The sequence below is a fragment of the Solihabitans fulvus genome, from assembly GCF_008386585.1.
In the GTDB taxonomy this organism is placed as follows: Bacteria; Actinomycetota; Actinomycetes; order Mycobacteriales; family Pseudonocardiaceae; genus Solihabitans; species Solihabitans fulvus.
This window is the reverse complement of sequence record NZ_VUOB01000063.1, coordinates 1-20,012: the sequence shown is the minus strand read 5'-3', so window position 1 is coordinate 20,012 and position 20,012 is coordinate 1. Positions and strand designations below refer to the sequence as shown.

The window sequence follows — 20,012 nt, the reverse complement described above, 5'->3', positions numbered from 1 at the left end:
TTGCTTCGTCCCGATTTCGTGCGCGTCCCCGGTGTGCGGGCCTAGCCTGCCGGTGTGACTGTGCAACTGAACGACGCCGTGCGTGCTCTCCTCGACGGCAGGAACTTCGCCGTGCTCGCCACCGTGAACGCCGACGGCAGCCCGCAGACCTCCGCGATGTGGATCGGCCGCGACGGCGACGACCTGGTGTTCTCGACGGTCGCCGGGCGGCTCAAGGATCGCAACATCCGGCGGACCCCACAGGTCAGCGTGACCATCCTGGAGGACGGAAACCCCTACAACTACGTGGAGGTCCGCGGCCTTGCCAAGATCGAGGAGTCGGGCGGCGTCGAGCTCAACGACAAGCTGTCCTGGAAGTACGACGGCAAGCCCTTCGAACAGGACGCGGAGGGCGCGGTGCGCGTGGTCGTGCGGGTGTCACCACAGCGGCTCACCGGCTACGCGGCGCACTGACCCGCCCGGCCTGCCCTGACGCACGACGAAGGGGCACCTCCCGCGAACAGCAGCGCCGCTGCGCGGGAGGTGCCCCTTCGGCACGGCAGAGGGATGGTCGAGCTAACCGGCCGCAGGCGCGTGCGGCACCACGACGATCTGCTCGGCATCCTCGTAGATGATCCTGCCCGGATCGGTGGACTCCGCCCGGACCCAGCCGACGCCGTGTGCGTCGAGGATCTCCAGGTAGCCGGTGACTCGCTCGATCAGCTGGGCCGCCGAGGGCTTGAACCACGCGGCGGCGCCGGGGTTCGCCTCCCGGTCGTAGACCGACGGGTCGACCGTGGTCGGGTCGGTGTAGTTCGCGTTGTACCAGGCGTTGTTCGTCTCGCGGAACCGCTCCTGGACCTCGGTCAGCCGCCCGGTCCGGGACAGGCCGTTCACCAGACCGAAGACGCCGGGGTAGCTGCCGCGTCCGTTCGGGGTCTTCGCGTGAAAACGCACGTAGCGGACGTCCTCCATCGCCCTACAGCACCAGGTAGAGGATCGCCGCGATGGCGATCACCGCGAGCACGGCCGCGATGACGATGACCTTCACCGAGCTCTGCTTGTGCTGCCGCTCGTCCTTGGCCTTCGCCCGCCACTCGATGAAGCTGGTCTCCTCGGCACCCACCACGAACTCCCATCAACGACTGACCGGTCTGTCCCCAACACCGTAGCTGGACCCGTGGTAGTTTCGGGCCAGGCGTGGTGAGCAGACGCCCGGCAGGAGCCACTCCCCGGCATACGAGTGGCAGATCCGCCGCAGGGTTGAGGTACCCCTGCTCACGGGAACACCTGTCGATCACGCGACGCGCGCCACTGCGTCCTTGTCCTGCCGAGCCGGGCGGTGGAACCGAGGACTGGTCATGGCACGAACGTCACTCACCGAACAGCTGGTCGACCTGCGCGGTCGCTACACCGGCGAGAACCCCAGTCAGGCAACCCCCGCGATCCGGCCCGTCGTGGCCGACCTGGGCGACGTCCGCCGCAACGCGCTCGTCGACGCGCTGCGCGCCGACTCCGGCCACCGGCCCGTGCTGCCGCCCGAGCTGCGGCGCGCCCTGTTTCCCGAGGCGACGAGCGTCGCGCAGCAGGAGCTGGAGCTGGGGCTGCTGCGCGCGGTGTCCAGTTCGGCCAGCCACCTCCAGCTCGGGTCCGGCGACGGCCGCGAGCGGCCGACGCAGCTGCTGCGGTCGGTCGAGCTGGAGCGGGCGCCCTTCCACACGCTGACGCTGCATCCGCACGAGGTCGCGCTCGGGCCGTTGCTGCTCGAACTGCTGCCGAGGGTGGTGTTCGACGAGCTCAACGGCGTGCCGGGGCTGCGGCACCGGCAGTTCGACCGGTGCGTCGAGCTGTACCTGGTCGACACCGAGCCCGCCGCGCGGGTGGTGCTGGCCGGCGTCGGGCGGCGGGCCTGGCACGCCGCGACGACCTTCGCCGACCTCTGGCTGCGCGAGCGGCACACGCCCGCCCGCTGGATCGGGCTCGACCAGCCGGGCGAGCTGACCTCGCTGGAACGATCCAGGATCGCCGCCGAGGGGCGGGTGCCAGGGCCGGCGGCCCTTGGCAGCGCGGTGTTCCGCCGCAGTCTGCTGCTCGGCCGCGCGGGGTGGCTGACCGCGTGGGCGCAGGGCGCGAAGCTGATCGTGGAATGGCCGGCCGGTCCGTCGCTGGTCGAGGTCGCCGACCTGTTGGCGCATCCGGTCTTCGGGCTGCCGGAGGCGTTCGAACAGCTCGACGCCGGGCCCGACTCGATCAGCTTCGTCGAGCTGGACGGGGTCGGCGAGCTGTTCCTGCGCACGGTGCAAGCGCCGACGCAGAGCTTCTCGGACAGCCTGAACCAGTTCAGGTGGCGGCCGGAGTACACCGCGTGGCGGGCCTGGGAGGACCTGATGTTCGGCGGCCGCGCGGGGGACTGACGCCCGAGCGACACCGCGTCCGGCGCGGGCGGCCGGTCAGCGCCGCCCGTGCCGGGGCTGGTCGGAGGCGTCGTCGTCGATCACCGAGACCTCGGTGCCACCGAGGCGACGCAGGCCGGCCAGGACCTCGGCGGCCGACAGCGTCGGCAGGGGCAGTTCCGGCGTCCCGCCGGCCAGACCGCGCAGCAGCGAACCGTAGGCCGGCAACGCGCGGTAGTCGGCCGGGTACCTGCGGCGGTCGGTCGCGGGCAGTTCAACCCGGTCGACGAACTCGGTGAGGCTGTCCCAGCACGCGGGCGGGCCCCAGCCCGCCGACCGAACGCCGTGCGGATACAGCAGCACCTGCAACTCCCGCACCGGCGCGACGTCCGCCACGTAGCGCTGGAGGCCGGCCTGCGCCCTGCGCACCGGGAACACCGTCCAGAACGGCACCAGCCCGACCTTGGCCGCACCGACGGGATCGACCATCAGGTACGACTCGACCAGCAGCCGGTCGCCGGAGAACCCCTTGGTGCGCAACCATTCCCGGTGCAGTTCGGTGGTCGGCGCGGACAATGCCTGCGGGTCCTCGAAGCTGATCCGGTGCACCGGCCGGTTGTGGGCGGCCGCCCAGTCCAGCACGTCGGCGACCAGTTCGGGGGCGGTGCCCCACTCGCCCTCCGGGGCTGGCCCGTCGGCGGGCGGCGCGTCGAAGTGCCGCAGCGTCGATCCTTGTGCGGCAAGGAACTCCGCGACCTCGGCGCTGCCGAGCAGGTGGGCGTCCGGGTCGAGGCCGCCGTAGCCGCCGGTCTGGAACAGGTGCCGCTCGGCAACCCTCGTGGCCGGCCAGCGCAGCCGACAGTCCAGCAGCAGCACCGGTCCGCCCGGCTCGACGTGCTCGTCGACGAACCGTTGGTAGGCGAGCGGCAGGCGCAACCACTTGAGCCGGAAGGACGTCGTGCGGCTCATCCCGACGCGGCCCTGGTTGCCGTCGTGCACGTGGTGCAGCACGACGTCGGGGTTGTACTCCAGCAGCGGCTCGGCGGCCTGCTGGCCGAATCGCATGGCGGCCGCCGGGCGGTCGGGATCGTTGCCCTGCCACAGGATCGGCAGCAGCGTGGTCTGCGGCAGCCACGGCATGCCCAGCGCGGCGCACAGGTGCACGGCGGCGCCGTTGGACGCGCCGATGACGACCCCGGGGTACCGCTTCCCCGAGGGCCGGTACTGGTCGACGACCCACTGCGCGGTCCGGCCGAGGTCGACGTGGCCGAGCTGGCCGGGCGGCACGCCGCCGAGCGCGCCGACGGCCGCGAACGCGCGGTCGCGGGCGGCGTGCGGCAGCCAGCGGGACAACCGCAGCCGCGCGCCGACGGTCCGGTCAAGGCCGAGGCGGGAAAACCGTTGGCGGCGCAGTGCCTGCGCGGTGGCTCGCACCAAGGTGGCGGCCGAGTCCAGGGCCGGCGCGTCGCGGCCGGGCTGCGCGTGTCGCTCGGTCACCTACCACCTCCGAGAGTCCCCCGGCGCTGGTCTCTGTTCCCCGTGCCTCCCGATTGTTCTCCTCTCGAAGCGGATCGGATACCGCCAGCACCGTGATCGCGAAGTCAGGCCGTGATCGCCGTGACGACCGCGATCACGGTGAGCATGGCGAGGTCGGTGAGCACGACGGTCGGCAGCACGCGGCGCGGGGTGGCGTCGGGTTCGGCCGCCTCGGTCGTCGCCACCGCGCCGCCGCCCGCCGGGGCCGGCACCCGCGCCTGGGCCGGAGTCTGGGCCGGGGCGGTCGAGGCGACCTGGGCGGCGAGGGCGACCCTCGGCGCGGACGCCATGATCGACAGGGCCGCCGAGGTGTTCTGCGCGCCGAGGACGGTCAGCGTCGACACACCGAGCGCGTGCGCCGCGGCGGCCTGGCTGGCCGCGAACATGGCGTTGGCGCCGGTGTTGGAGCCGGCCAGGAAGCCGCCGAGGCCGCCGACGAACGGCGCGAGCAGGAGGTAGGGCCGCCCGAGCCCGGCCGCCGCGCCGGCGAGCGCCGCGCTCATCCCCGACGCGGTCAGCACGACGCCGACCGCGAGGAAGAAGACCGTCGCGGTGGCGACCGGCGCCGTGCGGCGCAGCCCGGCGAGCCAGCCGGCGCGCGCCCCCGCCGTGTCGAGGCCCAGCAGCACCGGGCCGGCCACGCAGGTCACCAGCAGCCACAACGCGGGACTGGCCACCGCGCTCCAGCCTGCGGGGTTCCCGACCAGGTTCAGCACCAGGCGGCTGCCGAGCAGGCCGACCACGAGCAGCAGGTAGGGCAGCACCGCCGAGCGGGTGGCGCGGTCGGCCGGACGCCGTGCCGCGCGGTTCGGCGCGAGCCGGGAGACCAGCAGCAGCACCAGGATCACGGCGAGGCCGCCGAGCACGCCGGCGAGCGGCACACCGACGAAGCTGTTGACCGCCCACAGGGTCGCCGCGAGCACGACCGCGCCGAGCAGCAGGTCGCCGAGGCCGGCCAGGGCCGCGCGCACGCCGTAGGCGACGGAGAGGGCGACGACGCCGGAGATCAGGAACAGCGGGCCGGACAGCAGCGCGGAGCGGACGCCGAGCTGCTGGTAGTCGACGCCGCCGAGCTGCGCGGCGACCAGGCTGCCAGGGCCGAGGGAGCCCCACGGGACGGTGAGCAGACCGAGCAGGCCGATGATGGCCGCCTTCACCGGCGGCAGGCCGAGTTGGCGCAACAGCGGGATGGCGACGACCACGCCGATGCCGAAGCCGGTCACCGACTCCGCGAACGGCGTGACACCCAGCAGGATCAGCACGACGGCGCGGGTCGGCGAGCCGCACAGGCCGAGAATGGCCTCGGCGAGCCGTTGTTGCGCGCCTGCCGCGGACATCAGCTGGTTGAGCACCAGGCCGCCGAGCAGGATCAGCACGACCTCCACCGCGGTCGGCGCGAGCCGGCCGAGCGCCCCACCGAGGGTGCCGAGCGACACCGGAAACGCGATCGCCGCGATGACCAGCGCCGCGAGCAGCGCGGACGACGCCGCCACGACGGCGCTTCGCTTGGCCAGCAACAACATCAGCGCGACCAGTGGCGGCAGTGCGGCCAGCAGCGCGTTCATGGAGTCCTCCCCAGTAGACGTCGCGCTGGGTATATCCGGTCATGGGCGCGCCGCGCGCCGGTATCAACAAATTCGATGAGTAACGAAGTGGTGTTGCCGCGCGTGTCGCCAGGGACACGCGCCGTGCGCGCCGGACCGGATCTCCGGTTGGCTGCCGGACATCGCCGCCGTCCACGGGGTGGGAACGGCTGACCGGGACCGCCCGGCGCCGGCCCCGTACGGTGGCGGGGTGACCGACGCGGCACAGGACCAGACGCGGACCGGCGGCCGTCTGCTGCCCGAGGCGCGGCGGCGAACGGCGGTGTGGCTGCTGCTCGGCTCCGTCGTCGTGACGGCCGCGCTCGGCGTCGTCTACGCGGGCGGGCGCGTGCCGGGCCGCGTGGATCGGCCGCTGACCTCCGCGGTGAACACTCTGCTCGACCCCCACCTCGGGCTCCAGCGGCTCGTCCTGCGCATCGCCGACCCCCTGCCGGTGGTGCTGGCGATCCTGGCGCTGGCCGGGTACTGCGCGATCCGGCGGCGCTGGGCCGGCCTGGTCCTCGTGCTGCTCGGGCCCGCGCTGGCGTTGGGCGTGACCGAGCTGCTCAAGCCGATCACCGGCCGGACCATCGGCGCGGACGCGCAGTGGCTGTCCTACCCCAGCGGGCACACCACCAGCGTGTCCGCGCTGGTGGTGGCCGCCTGGGTGCTGCTGTCCGGGCTGACCCGCGCGTGGCGGACGGCCCAGTTGGCGCTCTCGGCGCTCGTGCTGGTCGCGGTCGCCAGCACGCTCGTCGGGCTCGGCTACCACTACCCCACCGACATCGTCGGCGGCTTCTGCGTCGCGCTCGGCACGGTGCTCGCGCTCGCTCTGGCGCTGGACCGCCGGAGTCGACGCGCGTAGCGGAACGCGCGGCCGGACGGCGGTCGTCAGGCCCGGTCGAGTAGCGCGGCGCCGAGATCGCTCGCGGTGTAGTTCACCTCGCGCCGGTAGCGGCTGCTGGTGACCAGCCCGGCCTCCCGCAACACGGCGAGGTGCTGGGACACGGCGCCGAGGCTCAGGCCGGTGCGGGCGGCCAGTTGCGTCGTGGTGCTCGGCGAACTCGTGTAGCCGAGGAGCCGGGCGCGGCTCCTGCCCAGCAGCCGCGCGAGCCCGTCGACGTCGGTCCGCCGTCCCTCCCACAGCGTGCCGACGGCGCGGGCGGGATAGATCGCGACGGGCGAGGACGCGGCGCCGCCGGCCAGCAACACGCACCGGTTGGCGTAGACGCTCGGCGTCAACGGCAGTCCCCTGCCGCGCAGCTCGATCTCGGGGCTGCGCGGATCGGTCGAGACGAGGCGGTCGCCCGCCCAGCGCAGCGTCGGGTGCAGGCTGTCGAACAGCGCGGCGAGGCCGTCCTCGGCGAGCTGGCGGGCCCGGTGCGAGATGTCCGCCTCCAGCACGGCCCGCATGCGGGACCAGTGCGGCTCGATCGCCGCCAGCCACCAGCCGCGCACCGCGTCGACCAGGCGGGGCAGTTCCCGCTCGGGGTCCTCGGCGAGGGCCCGGGCGAACGAGGACGGCTGCGTCGCCTCGAGATCGGCCCTGACCCGCGCCGCCGGGGTGGCCAGCACGATCGCGAGTTCCTCCTCGAACTCGGCGAGCGGGCAGTTCGGCGGCGGCGTCAGGAAGGCGGGCAGCGAGCCGTCCCGCCCCGTCAATCCCAGCAGCGGGGCCGTCCGCGCCGCGAGGTCGCGGCCCTGCGCCGCCGTCCTTGCCGTCTTGATCCACGGCAGGTGGACGACGTGGCGGCCGGGGTCGGCGAGCGCCCGAAGGCTCGCGACGGTCTCCCAGAGCGGCGAGATCGCGAACCTGATGTTGGCGACGTCGTTCGCGTCGAACCTGACCTCGCCCATGCCGCCCCCGGTGCCCCGACCTTTTCGTCCAGGCTAAAACGTTGGTCGCGCCCGTCGCCAGCTGGTGTGTTGACGGCCATGACGCCGAACCGTTCGAGCCTGCTCTTCCACCGCGACTTCCGGCGGTTGTGGGCGGGCGACACCGTCAGCCAGGTCGGCGCCGGCGTGACCGTGGTCGCGCTTCCGTTGGTGGCCATCGGAACCCTGCGCGCCACGCCGTTCCAGGCGAGCCTGCTGGTCATGTTCGAGTATCTGGCCGCGCTCGTCATCGGGCTGCCGGCCGGCGCGTGGGTGGACCGGATGCGGCAGCGCAGGGTGATGATCGTTGGCGACTGCTGCCGTGCCGTGCTCCTCGGCTCGGTTCCCGTCGCCGCGTGCCTGGATGTGTTGTCCCTGCCCCAGTTGTACGTGGTGGCGTTCGGCATGTCCGTCTGCACCGCGTTCTTCGACGTGGCCTTTCAGAGCTACCTGCCGAGGCTGGTCACCGCCGAGCAGGTGGTGGAGGGCAACGTCCGGCTGGAGGTCACCCGTAACGTCGCCGCGGTCGGCGGGCCCGGCCTCGGCGGGGCGGTGATCGGGGCGCTCACCGCGCCGGTGGCGGTCGTCGTCAACGCGGTCACCTTCCTGCTGTCGGCGTTGTTCCTTGCCGGTGTTCGCAGGCCCGACACGAGGCCGGCGAGCGCCAAGGCCGGGAACCTGCGTGCGGAGATCGCCGAGGGACTGCGCTTCGTCCTCGGCAACCGACTGCTGCGGGCGATCACCATCAGCTCCGCGATCTCCAACCTGTGCGGCACGATCGGCGCCTCGGTGCTGCTGGTGCTGCTCGCCGGCCAGCTCCACCTGTCGCCTTTCCTGTGCGGCCTGGTGTTCGCCGTCGAGGCGGTTGGCGGGCTGCTCGGCGCGCTGCTGGTGGCGCGGGTCGTCGCGCGGGTCGGCCAGGGTCCCGCGATGTGGCTGTCGATGGCGGTGAGCGCCGCGCTGTGGCTGCTCGCCGTGCCGATGTACCAGGCCGACTGGCGGTTCGCGATCGCGTTGGCGCTCAACGGCCTCGGCTGGGTCAGCTTCATGACCTACAAGATCTCGGCGGTCAGCATCCGGCAGCGGCAGTGCCCGACACCGTTGCTCGGCCGGGTCACCGCCACGTTCCGGTTCGTGGTCTGGGGCTCGATGCCGATCGGGGCCGTGGCCGGCGGCGTGCTCGGCACGTATGTCGGTGTGCGACAGGCGATGTGGGTCGGCACGCTCGGCGAGCTGTTCGCGGTCCTGCCGGTCCTGCTGTCCCCGCTGCGGACGACGCGCGCGGTGCCCACCGCGGCCGACGGGGCGGCGACCCAGCCGGCCACGGTGGCGTGACGGCGAACTAGTTGATGAACTGGACCTCGGGGAAGCGCGGCGTCGGCCCGTCGAACAGCCTGGTGCACCGGCCGCGCAGGTGCAGGTCGAAGAACGCGCGAAGGTACGTGCGGCCGATCTTCAGTGCCTGCGCGGGATCGATGGTGCCGATCGCCTGGTCGAGCTGCTCCGGTGTCCACTTCAGCACCGGCTGCGCCTGGGTGATCAGGAACTCCCAGTCGGACAGGGACTGGTGCGCCGAGCCGCCGACCTGGAGGTCCCGGTGCCAGCCGTGCAGCAGCGGCAACAGCTCGCGCCAGTCGTGCGTGCGCGAGCCGAGCACGAGGAACGGCCCGGTCACACCCTCGGTGGCGGCCGTCCCGCCGAAGAACGGTCCGTCGAAGTCCACCCCCGCCAGGATCCTCGGGTCGTCGTGCATGGCCTGCGCGGTGGTGAGACCGCCGAAGGAATGGCCGAACATGCCGACGTCGTGCAGGTCGAGCGCGGCGCCGAGGCCGCGAGGCAGGGGGCGGTGTTCGGCGTCCGGGTCGCCGCCGCCCGCGATCGTCCTGAGCTGGTCGAGCACGAAGCTGGTGTCGGTCGAGCGCATGGCGACCTGGCGCGGCACGTCCGAGTCGTGCACCTCGGGCACGACCCGGCCGTCGGGGAACTCGACCTCGTTGGCGTAGTGGGTGTGGTCGATGGTGACCACGACATAGCCGTGGCTGACCAGGTCCTCGACCTCCGCGGTGCCGCCGCTCCGGTCGTCGTGCGAGCCGTGCGAGTAGAGCACCACGGGCCACGCGCGCCGCTGCGCCGGCGCGCCGACGTGGCCGTGCGTCACCGGCAGGCGGATCTGGTCGGTCGAAAGTCCGTACTGGGTAAGGAAATGCTTCTCCGCGCCCGGCGACATCCACGGCGCGACCGGATAGTTCTCGGTGTCGGCGGCCGGATACCACAGCTGCACCATGAGTTCGCGCACAGGTTGGCCCGGCACCCAGTCGTCGTGCCGGGATGGGTCGACCAGGTGCAGCGACACCGTGCCGATCGGTTCCCGTCCGGTCGGCGCCGGCAGGGTGAGTTGGAGCGGTGTCGGCGCGGCGCTCGCCATCGCCACCGGTGTGAGGGCACCGATGCCGACGGCGAGCGCGGCACCGAGGGGAAGAAGTCGACGGATCACGACACGTCCTCCTTGTGAATCGGCTGGGAAACCTATGATTCACAAGGAAAAGTGCGCTGCCATCGCCCCACGTACGTAGTCGCCGGGGCCCGAGGGATGAACGGCGCTACCTCTCCGGGTTGACGCCATCCGGCCCCGCGCCGGGGCCGCCCCGCTACTTGACGCAGTTGGGCAGGACCTTCGGCGGCCAGCTGCCGACGCTGAGGATGCCGAGCGCGTAGGCCCGCGAGACCAGCGCCGGCCGGTTGGGCGCCTTGAGCTTCCGCAGCATCGCGCTCACGTGGTACTCGACGCCCTGCCGGCTCAGGTAGAGCTGGGCGGCGAGCTGCACGGTGGACATGCCGGCCGCGACGCCCTCCAGGATCTTGGCGTCGACCTCGGTCAGCACCCGGTCGCGGTCGACGACGACCTGCCCTGGCACGGCCTGGTCGTCCGGCCGCATCAGCACCACGATCGCGCCGGTCCTGCGGTCGTGGCCCTGCACCGCGACGCCGGTCAGCTCGCCGGTGAACGCGGAGCCGCCCGCGCGGAGCGCCACCACGTGCTCGCTGACCCTGGAGCGGCGGCCCTCGACCAGCTTGGCCAGCTGCCGGCCGAGCCGGTCGCCGACGCTCGGGTGCATGAGGTCGAGCAGGCCGCGCCCGGTCATCTCGGCCGGCGCGCGGTCGAACTGGCGGACGAAGTCGGGGTTGGCGTCGAGCACCCGGAACTGCGGGTCGAGGCGCGCCATGCACATGCCGGAGCGTTCGAAGATCGTGCTGAACATGTCCTCGCCGTCGGCACACCCGCCGACCTGCGCGCCGCCCACCCGCTCGACCGCGAACCTCGTCGCCGTGACCGATCCACCGACCATCTCGCCCACCCCACCACCAGCTTCGTTCGACCCGAACCAGACCCTGCCCGCATGACCGGCGCGCCCACTATATGACAACACATGACAGGGCTTGCCGGAGCATGAACGATTGTTACAGGGCGATTGGCCGACGTCGTAGGGCCAAACGTAGGCACCTCCCTCCGTGTAGCGACGGTCACGCAGTGTCCAGGTAGACTCGATAGCTATTCGATCGTTCGCGTGTCACACGACATGACACAAAATGACAACGCGAACCTCGCTTGTCAGGACGCCTCGGGCAGCGCACCCACCCTGACCACGCCGACCGCGTCCAGGTAGATATCCTCGAAGGTGTCCAGCGTCCGGTCCAGGTCGTGGCCAGCGACGATCTCCCGGCTGGCCGCGCCCATCCGCGCCCTGGTGGCCGAGTCCCGCAGCAGCCCGGCGAGGCGCACCGAGAGCGCGTCCACGTCGCCCGGCTCGTAGAGCCACCCGTTGCGGCCCGACTGCACCAGGTGCGGCAGCGCCATCGCGTCGGCGGCGACCACCGGCTTGCCCGCCGCCATTGCCTCCATCGTCGCGAGGCTCTGCAACTCGGCGGTGCCCGGCATGCAGAAGACCGCGCACCGGCGGTAGGCCTCCACCAGTTCGGCCTCGTCGACGAACCCGCGCAGCCGCACCCGGTGCGCGATCCCCAGCTCCTCGGCGAGCGCGGTCAGCGCCGCCCGCTGCGAACCGTCGCCGACCAGCTCGATCCTCGCGTCCAGGTCGGCGGGCCACCGCGCGGCGGCGCGCAGCAGCTCGTGCACGTTCTTCTCCTCGTCCAGCCGCCCGACGAACAACACCGAGGGGCTGTACCTGCCCACCTCCGGTTCTGGCCGGCCGACCTGCCGGTTCGCGGCAGGGCCGAACAGGTCGAGGTCGATGCCGCAGGAGACGGCGACGGTCGGTCCGGTCATCCCGTTGTCGCGCAACAACTGCACGGCGCGCGGCGTCGGCGCCGTCACCAGCACGGCCGAGCGGTACACCCTGGCCAGGTCCCGCCACGCCCACCGGGACAGCGGCGCGCGCAGCACGGGCGGCACCGGGCCGTAGCCGAGCAGGTTCTCCGGCATGAAGTGGTTGGTGGCCACCAACGGCACGCCGCCGCGGCGCGCGGCGCGGGCCAGGAACCGGCCGATCAGGAAGTGCGCCTGCACGTGCACCACGTCGGGTTCGAGCTCGGCGAACAGCGACCGCACCGCACCGGCCGCGCGCCACGGCGGGCAGACCCGGAACGTCGGGTGGAACGGCGTGCGCATCGAGCCGATCCGGTGCACCGTGACGCCGTCGAGGGTGGTCGTGCTCGCCCGCGAGTCGCCGGACGGGCAGATCACGTGCACGTCGTGGCCCCGCGCGGCCATGCCGACGGCCAACCGGTGCGCGAAGCGCGCCGCGCCGTTGATGTCGGGCGGAAACGTGTCCGCGCCGATCACGACCCGCAGTGGCTTCGTGGACATCACGTCGTTCTCCCTTGGTGGTTGTTTCTGTTCGTCAGTGCCGTTCTGTCGGCTCAGCACCAGCACACCGAGGACGGCGGCGAGCCCGGCCACCGTCTCTCCGATCAGGTGGCCCGCCGTCGGCGCGGCCGATTCCCCATACAGGCCAACGCCGATGCCGACCGCCGTGATCGGGTCGACCACCGTGGTGGCCGCGACGACGATCGCCGCCGGCCCGCTCGCGTACGCCTGGTGCAGCAGCCAGCCGCCGACCGCGAGCACCGCGACCGCCTCGACCGCGGGCAGCGGCGACGGCCCGCCGGGGCCGCTTGCCGCAGCGCGCACCAGTGCCGAGCCGAAGCCGAACAGCACGGCGGTGGCCACGGCGAGCAGCGGGCAGCGCGCCCTTCCCCTGGTCGCCAGGCCGATCGCGGCCAGCAGCAGCCCGGCCGCGGCGACGAGCTGCGCGGGGCCGAGCTGCGGCGGGCTCGTCGCGGTGTCGGCGGCGGACCCGGCTGACAGCAACACGAACGCGCCGACCCCGCCCGCGCACAGCAGCACGGCAGCCAGCACGCCGGGTCCGCGCGTCGTCCGCGCGAACAGCACCGTCAGCACCAGACTCAGCACGCCGATCGGCTGCACGATCACCAACGGCGCCAACGACAGCGCGACGATGTGCAGGCCGCCGCCCGCGACGGTCAGCGCTATCCCGGACCGCCAGACCCGCGAGGAGAGCAGGCCGCGCAGCGCGGCGAACGGCAGCACGCCGGCCGAGGCGGCAGCGCGCACGGCGCTGTGCTGGAGATGCACGGCGCCCGCGAAACAGCACGCGGCCGCGACGGCGCAGGCGATCGCGATCCCTAACACGGCAACGGCTTTCGCTCCGCGCGCAGCGTCGCGAGGCCGAGCGAGACCAGCACCGCCAGCTCGACGGCCATCAACACCCGCTCGGCGAGGCCGGGCACCGCGAAGCCGGCCAGCAGCCGCGCGCCGGGCAGGCCGGGCGTCGCCTCGGGAACCTGGCTCAGCACGAACGCGACCAGCGCGACCACGGACCAGCGCGACAGCGTCCTGACCCGCGCGGCAACGGCCCGCCAGCGCTGCTCGCCGTCGAGCTGCCCGGCGAACAGCCTGCCCGCCAGCGGCAGGCTCACCAGCATGACGCCGCCGGCGAAGCGGTGCACCTGGCCCGACATCGACAGCGGGCTGCCGGTCGGGCTGGTCGGGAACAGCGCGCAGAGCACGAGCCCGAGGCACCACGCGCCGAACAACGCCCGCACCGGCCGACTCTGCGGCGCGCCCGCCGCGGTCAGGCCGACCAGCAGGGCGACCGTGCCGGCGGCCAGCGAGCACACGCCCACGTCGAAGAGGTCCGCGCCGGAGCCGACCAGCGCGTAGTCGCTGACGACCTGCGCGAGCGGGTCGACCCGGCCGCGCAGGTCGACGTGCAGGTAACCGATCGCCAGCACGGACACCGCGAAACAGCCGAGGGCCACGTGGACCCAGCGCTCCGACCCGTGTTCTCGCACGGGTCAAATCTCGGGCAACTCGATAAGACGACGATGAGAACACGAGAGTGTTCCGGTGAGAATCCGATCAGCTGCGGGTTGACCGGCCAGGCTCGGTGGCCATCGGCCAGACTGTCCTCGGCACATCCAGACATGGCAAGGAGAACGGGCGAATGGACGGATCGAACGAGCTGGACGCCCCCGCGCTGCGGCGGCTCGCCGAGCTGGTCCACCGGGGCACCGGCGACGAGGACGGCGACGCCGAACTCGCTCAACGCCTGGTCCGCCTGGCCGACACCGGCGAAGCGCACCAGCTCGACCTGAACACGTTGCTGCGCCTGCCCGACCTGGTCTACCGAGGTGCCGACGACGAGGTCGGCGACCCCGACCTGGCCGAGCGGCCGCTGCGCCTGGCGGCCGCCACCGGCGACGTGCGCGCCGTCGAGAGTCTTGGCAGCTTCCTGTTGTGGGCACAGGACGACGGCGAGGCGGCACGGCCGTGGCTGCTGCGCGGGGCGGAACTCGGCGACGGCAACGCGATGGCGAATCTCGGCGACATGAGCGATTTCGAGGAAGACGAGGAGCAGGCCGAACTCTGGTACGCCCGCGCGGTCGAGGCCGGCAACGAGCGTGCCGGCGCTGAGCTGGCCGCGCTGCGGGAACTGCGGGAGCGCCGCGAGTCCTGAGCCGGTCGCCGGTCCGTTGCCGAGCGGACGGTGGGCAACGGGCGGGCAACACCACCAACACGGTGATCGTCGGCGTCAGGCGATCGGCAGTCGCACCCGCAGAAGCGCCCCGCCGCTCGGTGCCCGCTCGGCCCGCACGCTGCCGCCGTGCACCTCGATGGTCTGCGCCACGATCGCCAGCCCGAGCCCGGAACCCGGCATGGACCGCGCGGCGGTCGCCCGGTAGAAGCGCTCGAAGATCCTCGGCTCGTCCTCCGGCGCGATGCCGGGGCCCTCGTCCGCCACGGTGATCTCCGCGTGCGGCGGGCCGTCGTCGGTCCGCACCCCGAGCGTCACCAGGATCGTGCCGTCCGGCGGACTCCACTTGGCCGCGTTGTCCAACAGGTTCAGCACGGCCCGCTCCAGCGACGCGGGCCGGGCGTTCGCCGGCACCGAGGACAGCGTCGTGTTGAACCGGACCGTCGGCGCGCGCAGCCTGGTCCGCTCAACGGCGGCCACGAGCAGGTCGGCGAGGTCGACCTGCTCGAACGGCTCCGGGCTGTTGTTCTCCCGCGCCAGGTCGACCAGTTCGGTGGTGAGCACGGTCAGCTCGGCGGCCTGCGCGCCTAGGTCGGCGAGCAGCCTGGCGCGGTCCGCGGCCGGCAGCACCCGGCCGGTGCCACTCTGTTGCTCGGCGTGGATCAGCAGCTCGATGTTGTTGCGCAGGCTGGTCAACGGCGTGCGCAGCTCGTGCCCGGCGTCCTCGACCAGCCTGCGCTGCGCGGTCTTCGACGCGCCCAGCGCGGCGAGCATGTCGTTGAACGCCTTGGCAAGGCGGGCTACCTCGTCGTCCCCGTTGACCCCGATCCTGCCGTTGAGGTCGTGGGTCTGGGCGACGTGCTCGACCGCGTCCGTCAGCGCGTGCACCGGGCGCAGCCCGGCGCGCGCCACCGTGCGACCGAGCAGCGCGGCGCCGAGCACCCCGCCCGCGCCGACCAGGATCAGGATCAGGCCGAGCTTCGTGAGGGTCTTCTCGATGCCCTCGGTGCTGCGGGCCACCTGCACCGCGCCGTTCGCGGTCGGCAGCGTCGCAACCCGCCAGCCGTGCCGGTTCTCGATCATGGGCCCCGGCGCGAACCGCGGCCCGATACCCCTGGCCATGGCGCTTTCCATGCTGGTCGGCTGGTCGAGCACATCGACTGTGCCGCTGTAGGCGACCGGCTCCCCCGACCTGTCCAGGAAGCGCACCACGATCGACGACACGCCGGACGGGTCCTCGGGCACGGGTGGGTCGCTGGGCGTCCGGTCCGGCCGCAGAGCGGTGAGCGCGGCGGTCGGGCTGCTCGCGGTCGACGCGATCGGCACGTCGGCCCGGAGCTGGTCGTCGAGCTGCTGGTAGAACCGGACCTTGATCAGCCCCCACGCCGCCGTCGACACGGCGATCACCGCGACCGCGACGGCGACGGCCGCGATGAGCGTCAGCCGGTTGCGCAGCGAGAGCCTGCGCCAGCGGCGCCCGACCCGCGTCACAGCGGCTCCTCGCGCAGCACGTAGCCGACGCCGCGCACGGTGTGCAGCAGCCGGTGCCCGCCGTCCGCCTCCAACTTCCTGCGCAGGTAGCCGATGTAGACGTCGAGGCTGTTGGAGGTGGTGCCGAAGTCGTAGCCCCACACCTGTTCGAACATGATCGTGCGGGTGAGCACCTGGCGCGGGTGGCGCAGGAACACCTCGAGAATGGAGAACTCGGTCCTGGTCAGCCGGACGAGCTGGTCGGCGCGGTGCACCTCGCGGGTCAGCGGGTCGAGCACCAGGTCCTCGAACCGGAGCCGCCCGTCGGCGACCGGTGTGCCGGCCGCGTGCGCGGCGTTCAGGTAGACGGTGCGACGCAGCAGCGCACGGACCCTGGCCAGCAGCTCCTGGAGGGCGAACGGCTTGGCAAGATAGTCGTCGGCGCCCGCGTCGAGCCCCGCGACCCGGTCGCCGACGGAGTCCCGCGCCGTCAGCATGAGGATGGGCAGCAGGTTGCCCTCGGCGCGCAGCCGCCGGCAGGTCTCCAACCCGTCCAGGACGGGCATCATCACGTCGAGGATCACCCCGTCGGGCTGCTCGGCTCGGATCAGCTCCAGCGCCCGCGCGCCGTCGTGCGCGATCGCGACGGTGTAGCCCTCGAAGCGCAGCGTCCGCGACAACGAGTCGCAAACGGCCTCCTCGTCGTCGACGATGACGATGTGCACCCCACGCCTCCCTGTCCGTTCCGGCCCTGTCTCGATCCTGCCCCGAGCCGACGGCGGGAAAGGCAGTCACACCGCTAAGAAGATCGTAAGAGCAGGCCGGCGGACGGCCCGCGCCGGGTGCGGAATTCAATCCGCCGATTTCCCATACCATCCTCGGCCGCCGCGCCGAAATCCGCTGCGTCCGTTGTGCGCCGCGCCACCGCCAAGGGCACTCTTTCGGGTGACCGTGAGTCGAATCACCCGGATTCGATTACCACCCGACGCGCGGTCGCTCGTTATGGTCGGCTGTCCTGGCGCAGCATGAGGAGGGGTCGCGTGAGCGCATCGTTCACCAACGACGACGCGACGGAGAACGACACCGAGCCCACCAGCGAGGGATACGCGAAATCCCTCACCAACCGGCATATCGGCATGATCGCCATTGGTGGCGCGATCGGCGTCGGCCTGTTCCTCGGCTCGGGCAGCAGGCTGTCCCAGACCGGCCCCAGCCTGGTGTTGTCGTATCTGGTGTGCGGGATCGCGGCGTTCTTCGTGATGCGCGCGCTCGGCGAACTCGTGCTGCACCGGCCGACCGCCGGCAGTTTCGTGGAATACGCCCGCGAGTTCATCGGGCCGTGGGCGGGATATGCCTCCGGTTGGATGTTCTGGCTCAACTGGGCGATGACGGGTGTCGCCGAGATCACCGCGGTCGGCATCTACGTCGAGTACTGGTTTCCCGACCTGCCGCAGTGGGTCAGCGCGTTCGCGGCGCTGGTGGTGCTGCTGACGGTGAACCTGTTGTCGGTGCGGTTGTTCGGCGAGCTGGAGTTCTGGTTCGCCATCATAAAGGTGCTCGCGATCGTCGCGTTCCTGGTGGTCGGGCTCGGGCTGGTGCTCAGCGCGGCGCACATCGGCGACGACCAGGCAGGGCTGCACAATCTCACCGCGCACGGCGGTTTTCTGCCGAGCGGTGTCGGTGTCGCGCTGCTGAGCCTCCAGGGTGTCGTGTTCGCCTACGCGGCCATCGAGATGGTCGGCATCACTGCGGGCGAGACGGCGAACCCGCGCAAGATCGTGCCGAAGGCCATCAACAGCGTGGTGTGGCGGATCGCCCTGTTCTACGTCGGCTCGGTGTTGCTGATGGTGCTGCTGTTGCCGTGGAACGCCTACAGCGGCCTACAGAGCCCGTTCGTCACGGTGTTCGCGCGGCTCGGCGTGCCGGGCGTCGGCGCGGCGATGAACGCGGTGGTGCTGACGGCGGCGCTGTCCTCGTGCAACTCCGGCCTGTACGCCACCGGCCGCATCCTGCGGTCGCTGGCGCAGCGCGGCGAGGCGCCCTCGTTCACCGGCCGGATGAGCAGGCGGCACGTGCCCTACGGCGGGATCCTGTTCACCTCGATGGTCTACGTCATCGGCGTGGTGCTGAACTTCTATGTGCCGCACCAGGTGTTCGACATCGCCACGGCCATCGCCTCGCTCGGTGTGCTGTCCACCTGGACCGTGCTGCTGGTCGCGCAGACCAGGCTGCGCAAGGCCGCGGCTCGCGGCGAGCTGACCCGGCCCGCCTTCCGGATGCCCGGCTCGCCGTACACCAACTACGTCGTGCTGGCGTTCCTCGCGCTGGTGGTGCTGATGGCCGGATTCGACCCGGTGCAGCGGTACTCCATCTACGCGCTGCCGGTGGTGGCGCTGGTGTTGGTCGCCGGCTGGCGGCTCAGCAGGAAGCACCGGTCGGGCTACCAGTGCCGCACGGCCGATGCGGACGACGCGAAGGAACTCGCGACCGAGCACTAGCGCGAGTCTGGACGACGCGGCTGCCACGCGCCACGATCAGGGCACCTACCGCGAGGAGTGCCGATGCGCGTCGCCGCAGCCCAGGTTCGCTGTCCGTGGCTGGACACCGAGGCCTGTGTCGCCAAGATCGTCGAGTACCTGGGTCTCGCCGGGGACGCCGGGGCCGAGCTGGTGGCGTTCCCCGAGGCGTTCCTCGCCGGCTACCCGATCTGGCTGACGCTCACCGACGGCGCGCGGTTCGACGACGCCGCACAGAAGGCCGCCTACGCCGCCTACCTGGACGCCGCCGTCGAGCTGGGCGGCCGGGAGCTGCGCGAGATCACCGACGCCGTGCGGGATGTCGGGGTGTTCACCTACCTCGGCATCACCGAGCGGTCCCGTGGGACGGTGTACTGCACGCTCGTCGCGCTCGACCCCGTGCGCGGACTCGTTGGCGCGCACCGGAAGCTCATGCCCACGTTCGAGGAGCGGCTGGTCTGGGGCACCGGCGACGGACACGGGCTGCGCGCGCACGACGTCGCAGGGCTGCGGGTGAGCGGGCTTTCCTGTTGGGAGAACTGGATGCCGCTCGCCCGCCACGCCCTCTACGCGGACGGCACGCAGCTGCACGTGTCGACCTGGCCGGGGTCGAGCCGGCTGACCGGCGACATCACCCGGTTCGTCGCCATCGAGGGGAGGGTGTACTCGCTGGCGGTCGGCGCGCTGATCGACTACGCGGACGTGCCGGCGGACTTCCCGCTGCGCCAGGCGATCCTGGACGCCGGAACGCCGTCCTCCTACGACGGCGGCTCTGCGATCGCCGGCCCCGACGGCAGGTGGATCGTCGAGCCGGTGTGCGGGCAGGAGCGGCTGCTGGTCGCCGACCTCGACCCCGCCGCGGTGCGGGCCGAGCGGCAGAACTTCGACGCGGCCGGCCATTACGGCCGCCCGGACGTGTTCCGGCTGGCCGTGGACCGGCGTCGACTCGCCCCGGCGACGTTCCTCGACGACGCGCCGACGACGGGCTAGTGCGGTGTCCGGGACACCGCACTAGGCGTGCAGGTGTTGGCGCATGGCGCGTTCGACCAGGTTGATCAGCGCCTGCTTGGTGGACTGCCGGTTGCGGGCGTCGACCGTGATGATCGGGACGGACTCGTCGATCGTCAGCGCGTCGCGGATGTCCTCGACGCGGTGGTGCAGCAACCCGTCGAAACAGTTCACCGCCACCACATACGGCAACTGCCGGTCGTCGAAGAAGTCGATCGACGCGAACGCGTCCGCAAGACGGCGGGTGTCCACCAGCACGACCGCGCCGATCGCGCCCCGCACCAAGTCGTCCCACATGAACCAGAACCGATGCTGACCCGGCGTCCCGAACAGATACAAGATCAGATCACTGTCCAGCGACACACGACCGAAGTCCATCGCCACCGTCGTGGTCACCTTGTTCGGCGTCGCCGACAGGTCATCCACCCCAGCACTGGCCTCCGTCATCACCGCCTCGGTCGTCAACGGAACAATCTCCGACACCGAACCGACAAACGTCGTCTTACCGACGCCGAAACCGCCAGCCACGACGATCTTCGCCGGCGTCGGGGCTCGGCCGGCCGGCCCCCCGTCGACGGGGGGCGCCGGCCTCGCCGTGGCACCAAGCTTTCCGCTGCACCGGTCGCCCCCGCCGCC

19 protein-coding genes are annotated in these 20,012 nt (G+C 72.1%); 7 read left to right on the top strand and 12 right to left on the bottom strand.

Annotated elements, in window-relative coordinates; all coding sequences use genetic code 11:
* The first annotated feature begins 54 nt into the window (after positions 1 to 54).
* Complete coding sequence (locus F0L68_RS30980) at positions 55 to 453, top strand: PPOX class F420-dependent oxidoreductase (protein WP_149853405.1); 399 nt, start codon at positions 55 to 57, stop codon at positions 451 to 453.
* 102 nt (positions 454 to 555) lie between these two features.
* On the opposite strand, the gene F0L68_RS30975 is transcribed toward F0L68_RS30980, so the two are convergent.
* Positions 556 to 954, bottom strand: a complete 399-nt coding sequence (locus tag F0L68_RS30975; RefSeq protein WP_149853404.1) for a hypothetical protein — start codon at positions 952 to 954, stop codon at positions 556 to 558.
* Positions 955 to 958: 4 nt separating this feature from the next.
* Entirely contained in the window at positions 959 to 1,105 is a 147-nt protein-coding gene (locus tag F0L68_RS42755; protein WP_188316922.1) for a hypothetical protein, read from the bottom strand.
* Positions 1,106 to 1,340: 235 nt separating this feature from the next.
* On the opposite strand from F0L68_RS42755, the gene F0L68_RS30970 reads away from it, so the two are divergent.
* Positions 1,341 to 2,393 (top strand): hypothetical protein, encoded by a 1,053-nt coding sequence (locus tag F0L68_RS30970; RefSeq protein WP_149853403.1) that lies wholly within the window; start codon positions 1,341 to 1,343, stop codon positions 2,391 to 2,393.
* 36 nt (positions 2,394 to 2,429) lie between these two features.
* Here F0L68_RS30970 and F0L68_RS30965 read toward each other — a convergent pair whose 3' ends face one another.
* Together F0L68_RS30965 and F0L68_RS30960 are read right to left on the bottom strand one after the other, a co-directional pair.
* Positions 2,430 to 3,869 carry a hypothetical protein gene (locus F0L68_RS30965; protein ID WP_149853402.1) on the bottom strand — a complete coding sequence of 480 codons (1,440 nt, stop codon included), beginning with the start codon at positions 3,867 to 3,869 and terminating at the stop codon, positions 2,430 to 2,432.
* 104 nt (positions 3,870 to 3,973) lie between these two features.
* Positions 3,974 to 5,473, bottom strand: coding sequence for an L-lactate permease (locus F0L68_RS30960; RefSeq protein WP_149853401.1), 1,500 nt, complete (start codon positions 5,471 to 5,473; stop codon positions 3,974 to 3,976).
* A gap of 229 nt (positions 5,474 to 5,702) precedes the next feature.
* Between F0L68_RS30960 and F0L68_RS30955 the strand changes: the two genes are divergently transcribed.
* Positions 5,703 to 6,356 (top strand): phosphatase PAP2 family protein, encoded by a 654-nt coding sequence (locus F0L68_RS30955; protein ID WP_149853400.1) that lies wholly within the window; start codon positions 5,703 to 5,705, stop codon positions 6,354 to 6,356.
* A gap of 26 nt (positions 6,357 to 6,382) precedes the next feature.
* Here F0L68_RS30955 and F0L68_RS30950 read toward each other — a convergent pair whose 3' ends face one another.
* Positions 6,383 to 7,348 (bottom strand): ArsR/SmtB family transcription factor, encoded by a 966-nt coding sequence (locus F0L68_RS30950; protein WP_149853399.1) that lies wholly within the window; start codon positions 7,346 to 7,348, stop codon positions 6,383 to 6,385.
* Between the two features lie 78 nt (positions 7,349 to 7,426).
* Here F0L68_RS30950 and F0L68_RS30945 point away from each other — a divergent pair, with 78 nt between their 5' ends.
* Positions 7,427 to 8,701 (top strand): MFS transporter, encoded by a 1,275-nt coding sequence (locus F0L68_RS30945; RefSeq protein WP_149853398.1) that lies wholly within the window; start codon positions 7,427 to 7,429, stop codon positions 8,699 to 8,701.
* A 7-nt stretch (positions 8,702 to 8,708) separates the two neighbouring features.
* On the opposite strand, the gene F0L68_RS30940 is transcribed toward F0L68_RS30945, so the two are convergent.
* The 4 genes from F0L68_RS30940 to F0L68_RS30925 all read right to left on the bottom strand — a co-directional run bounded on the left by F0L68_RS30940 (position 8,709) and on the right by F0L68_RS30925 (position 13,699).
* Positions 8,709 to 9,860: an alpha/beta hydrolase family protein gene (locus F0L68_RS30940; protein WP_223199280.1), complete on the bottom strand. Its 1,152-nt coding sequence runs from the start codon at positions 9,858 to 9,860 to the stop codon at positions 8,709 to 8,711.
* A 154-nt stretch (positions 9,861 to 10,014) separates the two neighbouring features.
* Positions 10,015 to 10,713 (bottom strand): helix-turn-helix transcriptional regulator, encoded by a 699-nt coding sequence (locus F0L68_RS30935; protein WP_223199279.1) that lies wholly within the window; start codon positions 10,711 to 10,713, stop codon positions 10,015 to 10,017.
* Between the two features lie 263 nt (positions 10,714 to 10,976).
* Positions 10,977 to 13,037, bottom strand: coding sequence for a glycosyltransferase (locus F0L68_RS30930; protein WP_149853397.1), 2,061 nt, complete (start codon positions 13,035 to 13,037; stop codon positions 10,977 to 10,979).
* Positions 13,031 to 13,699: a DUF998 domain-containing protein gene (locus tag F0L68_RS30925; protein ID WP_149853396.1), complete on the bottom strand. Its 669-nt coding sequence runs from the start codon at positions 13,697 to 13,699 to the stop codon at positions 13,031 to 13,033. Before F0L68_RS30925 ends, F0L68_RS30930 begins: the two co-directional genes overlap by 7 nt.
* 152 nt (positions 13,700 to 13,851) lie before the next feature.
* Between F0L68_RS30925 and F0L68_RS30920 the strand changes: the two genes are divergently transcribed.
* Positions 13,852 to 14,364, top strand: a complete 513-nt coding sequence (locus F0L68_RS30920) for an SEL1-like repeat protein (protein ID WP_149853395.1) — start codon at positions 13,852 to 13,854, stop codon at positions 14,362 to 14,364.
* Positions 14,365 to 14,439: 75 nt separating this feature from the next.
* Here the strand turns inward: F0L68_RS30920 and F0L68_RS30915 are convergent, their stop codons facing one another.
* Together F0L68_RS30915 and F0L68_RS30910 are read right to left on the bottom strand one after the other, a co-directional pair.
* Entirely contained in the window at positions 14,440 to 15,873 is a 1,434-nt protein-coding gene (locus F0L68_RS30915; protein WP_149853394.1) for a HAMP domain-containing sensor histidine kinase, read from the bottom strand.
* Positions 15,870 to 16,577: a response regulator transcription factor gene (locus F0L68_RS30910; RefSeq protein ID WP_149853393.1), complete on the bottom strand. Its 708-nt coding sequence runs from the start codon at positions 16,575 to 16,577 to the stop codon at positions 15,870 to 15,872. Before F0L68_RS30910 ends, F0L68_RS30915 begins: the two co-directional genes overlap by 4 nt.
* 411 nt (positions 16,578 to 16,988) lie before the next feature.
* On the opposite strand from F0L68_RS30910, the gene F0L68_RS30905 reads away from it, so the two are divergent.
* Positions 16,989 to 18,350 carry an amino acid permease gene (locus tag F0L68_RS30905; protein WP_223199293.1) on the top strand — a complete coding sequence of 454 codons (1,362 nt, stop codon included), beginning with the start codon at positions 16,989 to 16,991 and terminating at the stop codon, positions 18,348 to 18,350.
* Between the two features lie 63 nt (positions 18,351 to 18,413).
* Positions 18,414 to 19,358 carry a carbon-nitrogen hydrolase family protein gene (locus F0L68_RS30900; protein WP_149853391.1) on the top strand — a complete coding sequence of 315 codons (945 nt, stop codon included), beginning with the start codon at positions 18,414 to 18,416 and terminating at the stop codon, positions 19,356 to 19,358.
* A 21-nt stretch (positions 19,359 to 19,379) separates the two neighbouring features.
* Here F0L68_RS30900 and F0L68_RS30895 read toward each other — a convergent pair whose 3' ends face one another.
* On the bottom strand, positions 19,380 to 19,910 hold the full coding sequence (locus F0L68_RS30895) for a GTP-binding protein (protein ID WP_149853485.1): 531 nt from the start codon (positions 19,908 to 19,910) through the stop codon (positions 19,380 to 19,382).
* Positions 19,911 to 20,012: the final 102 nt, after the last annotated feature.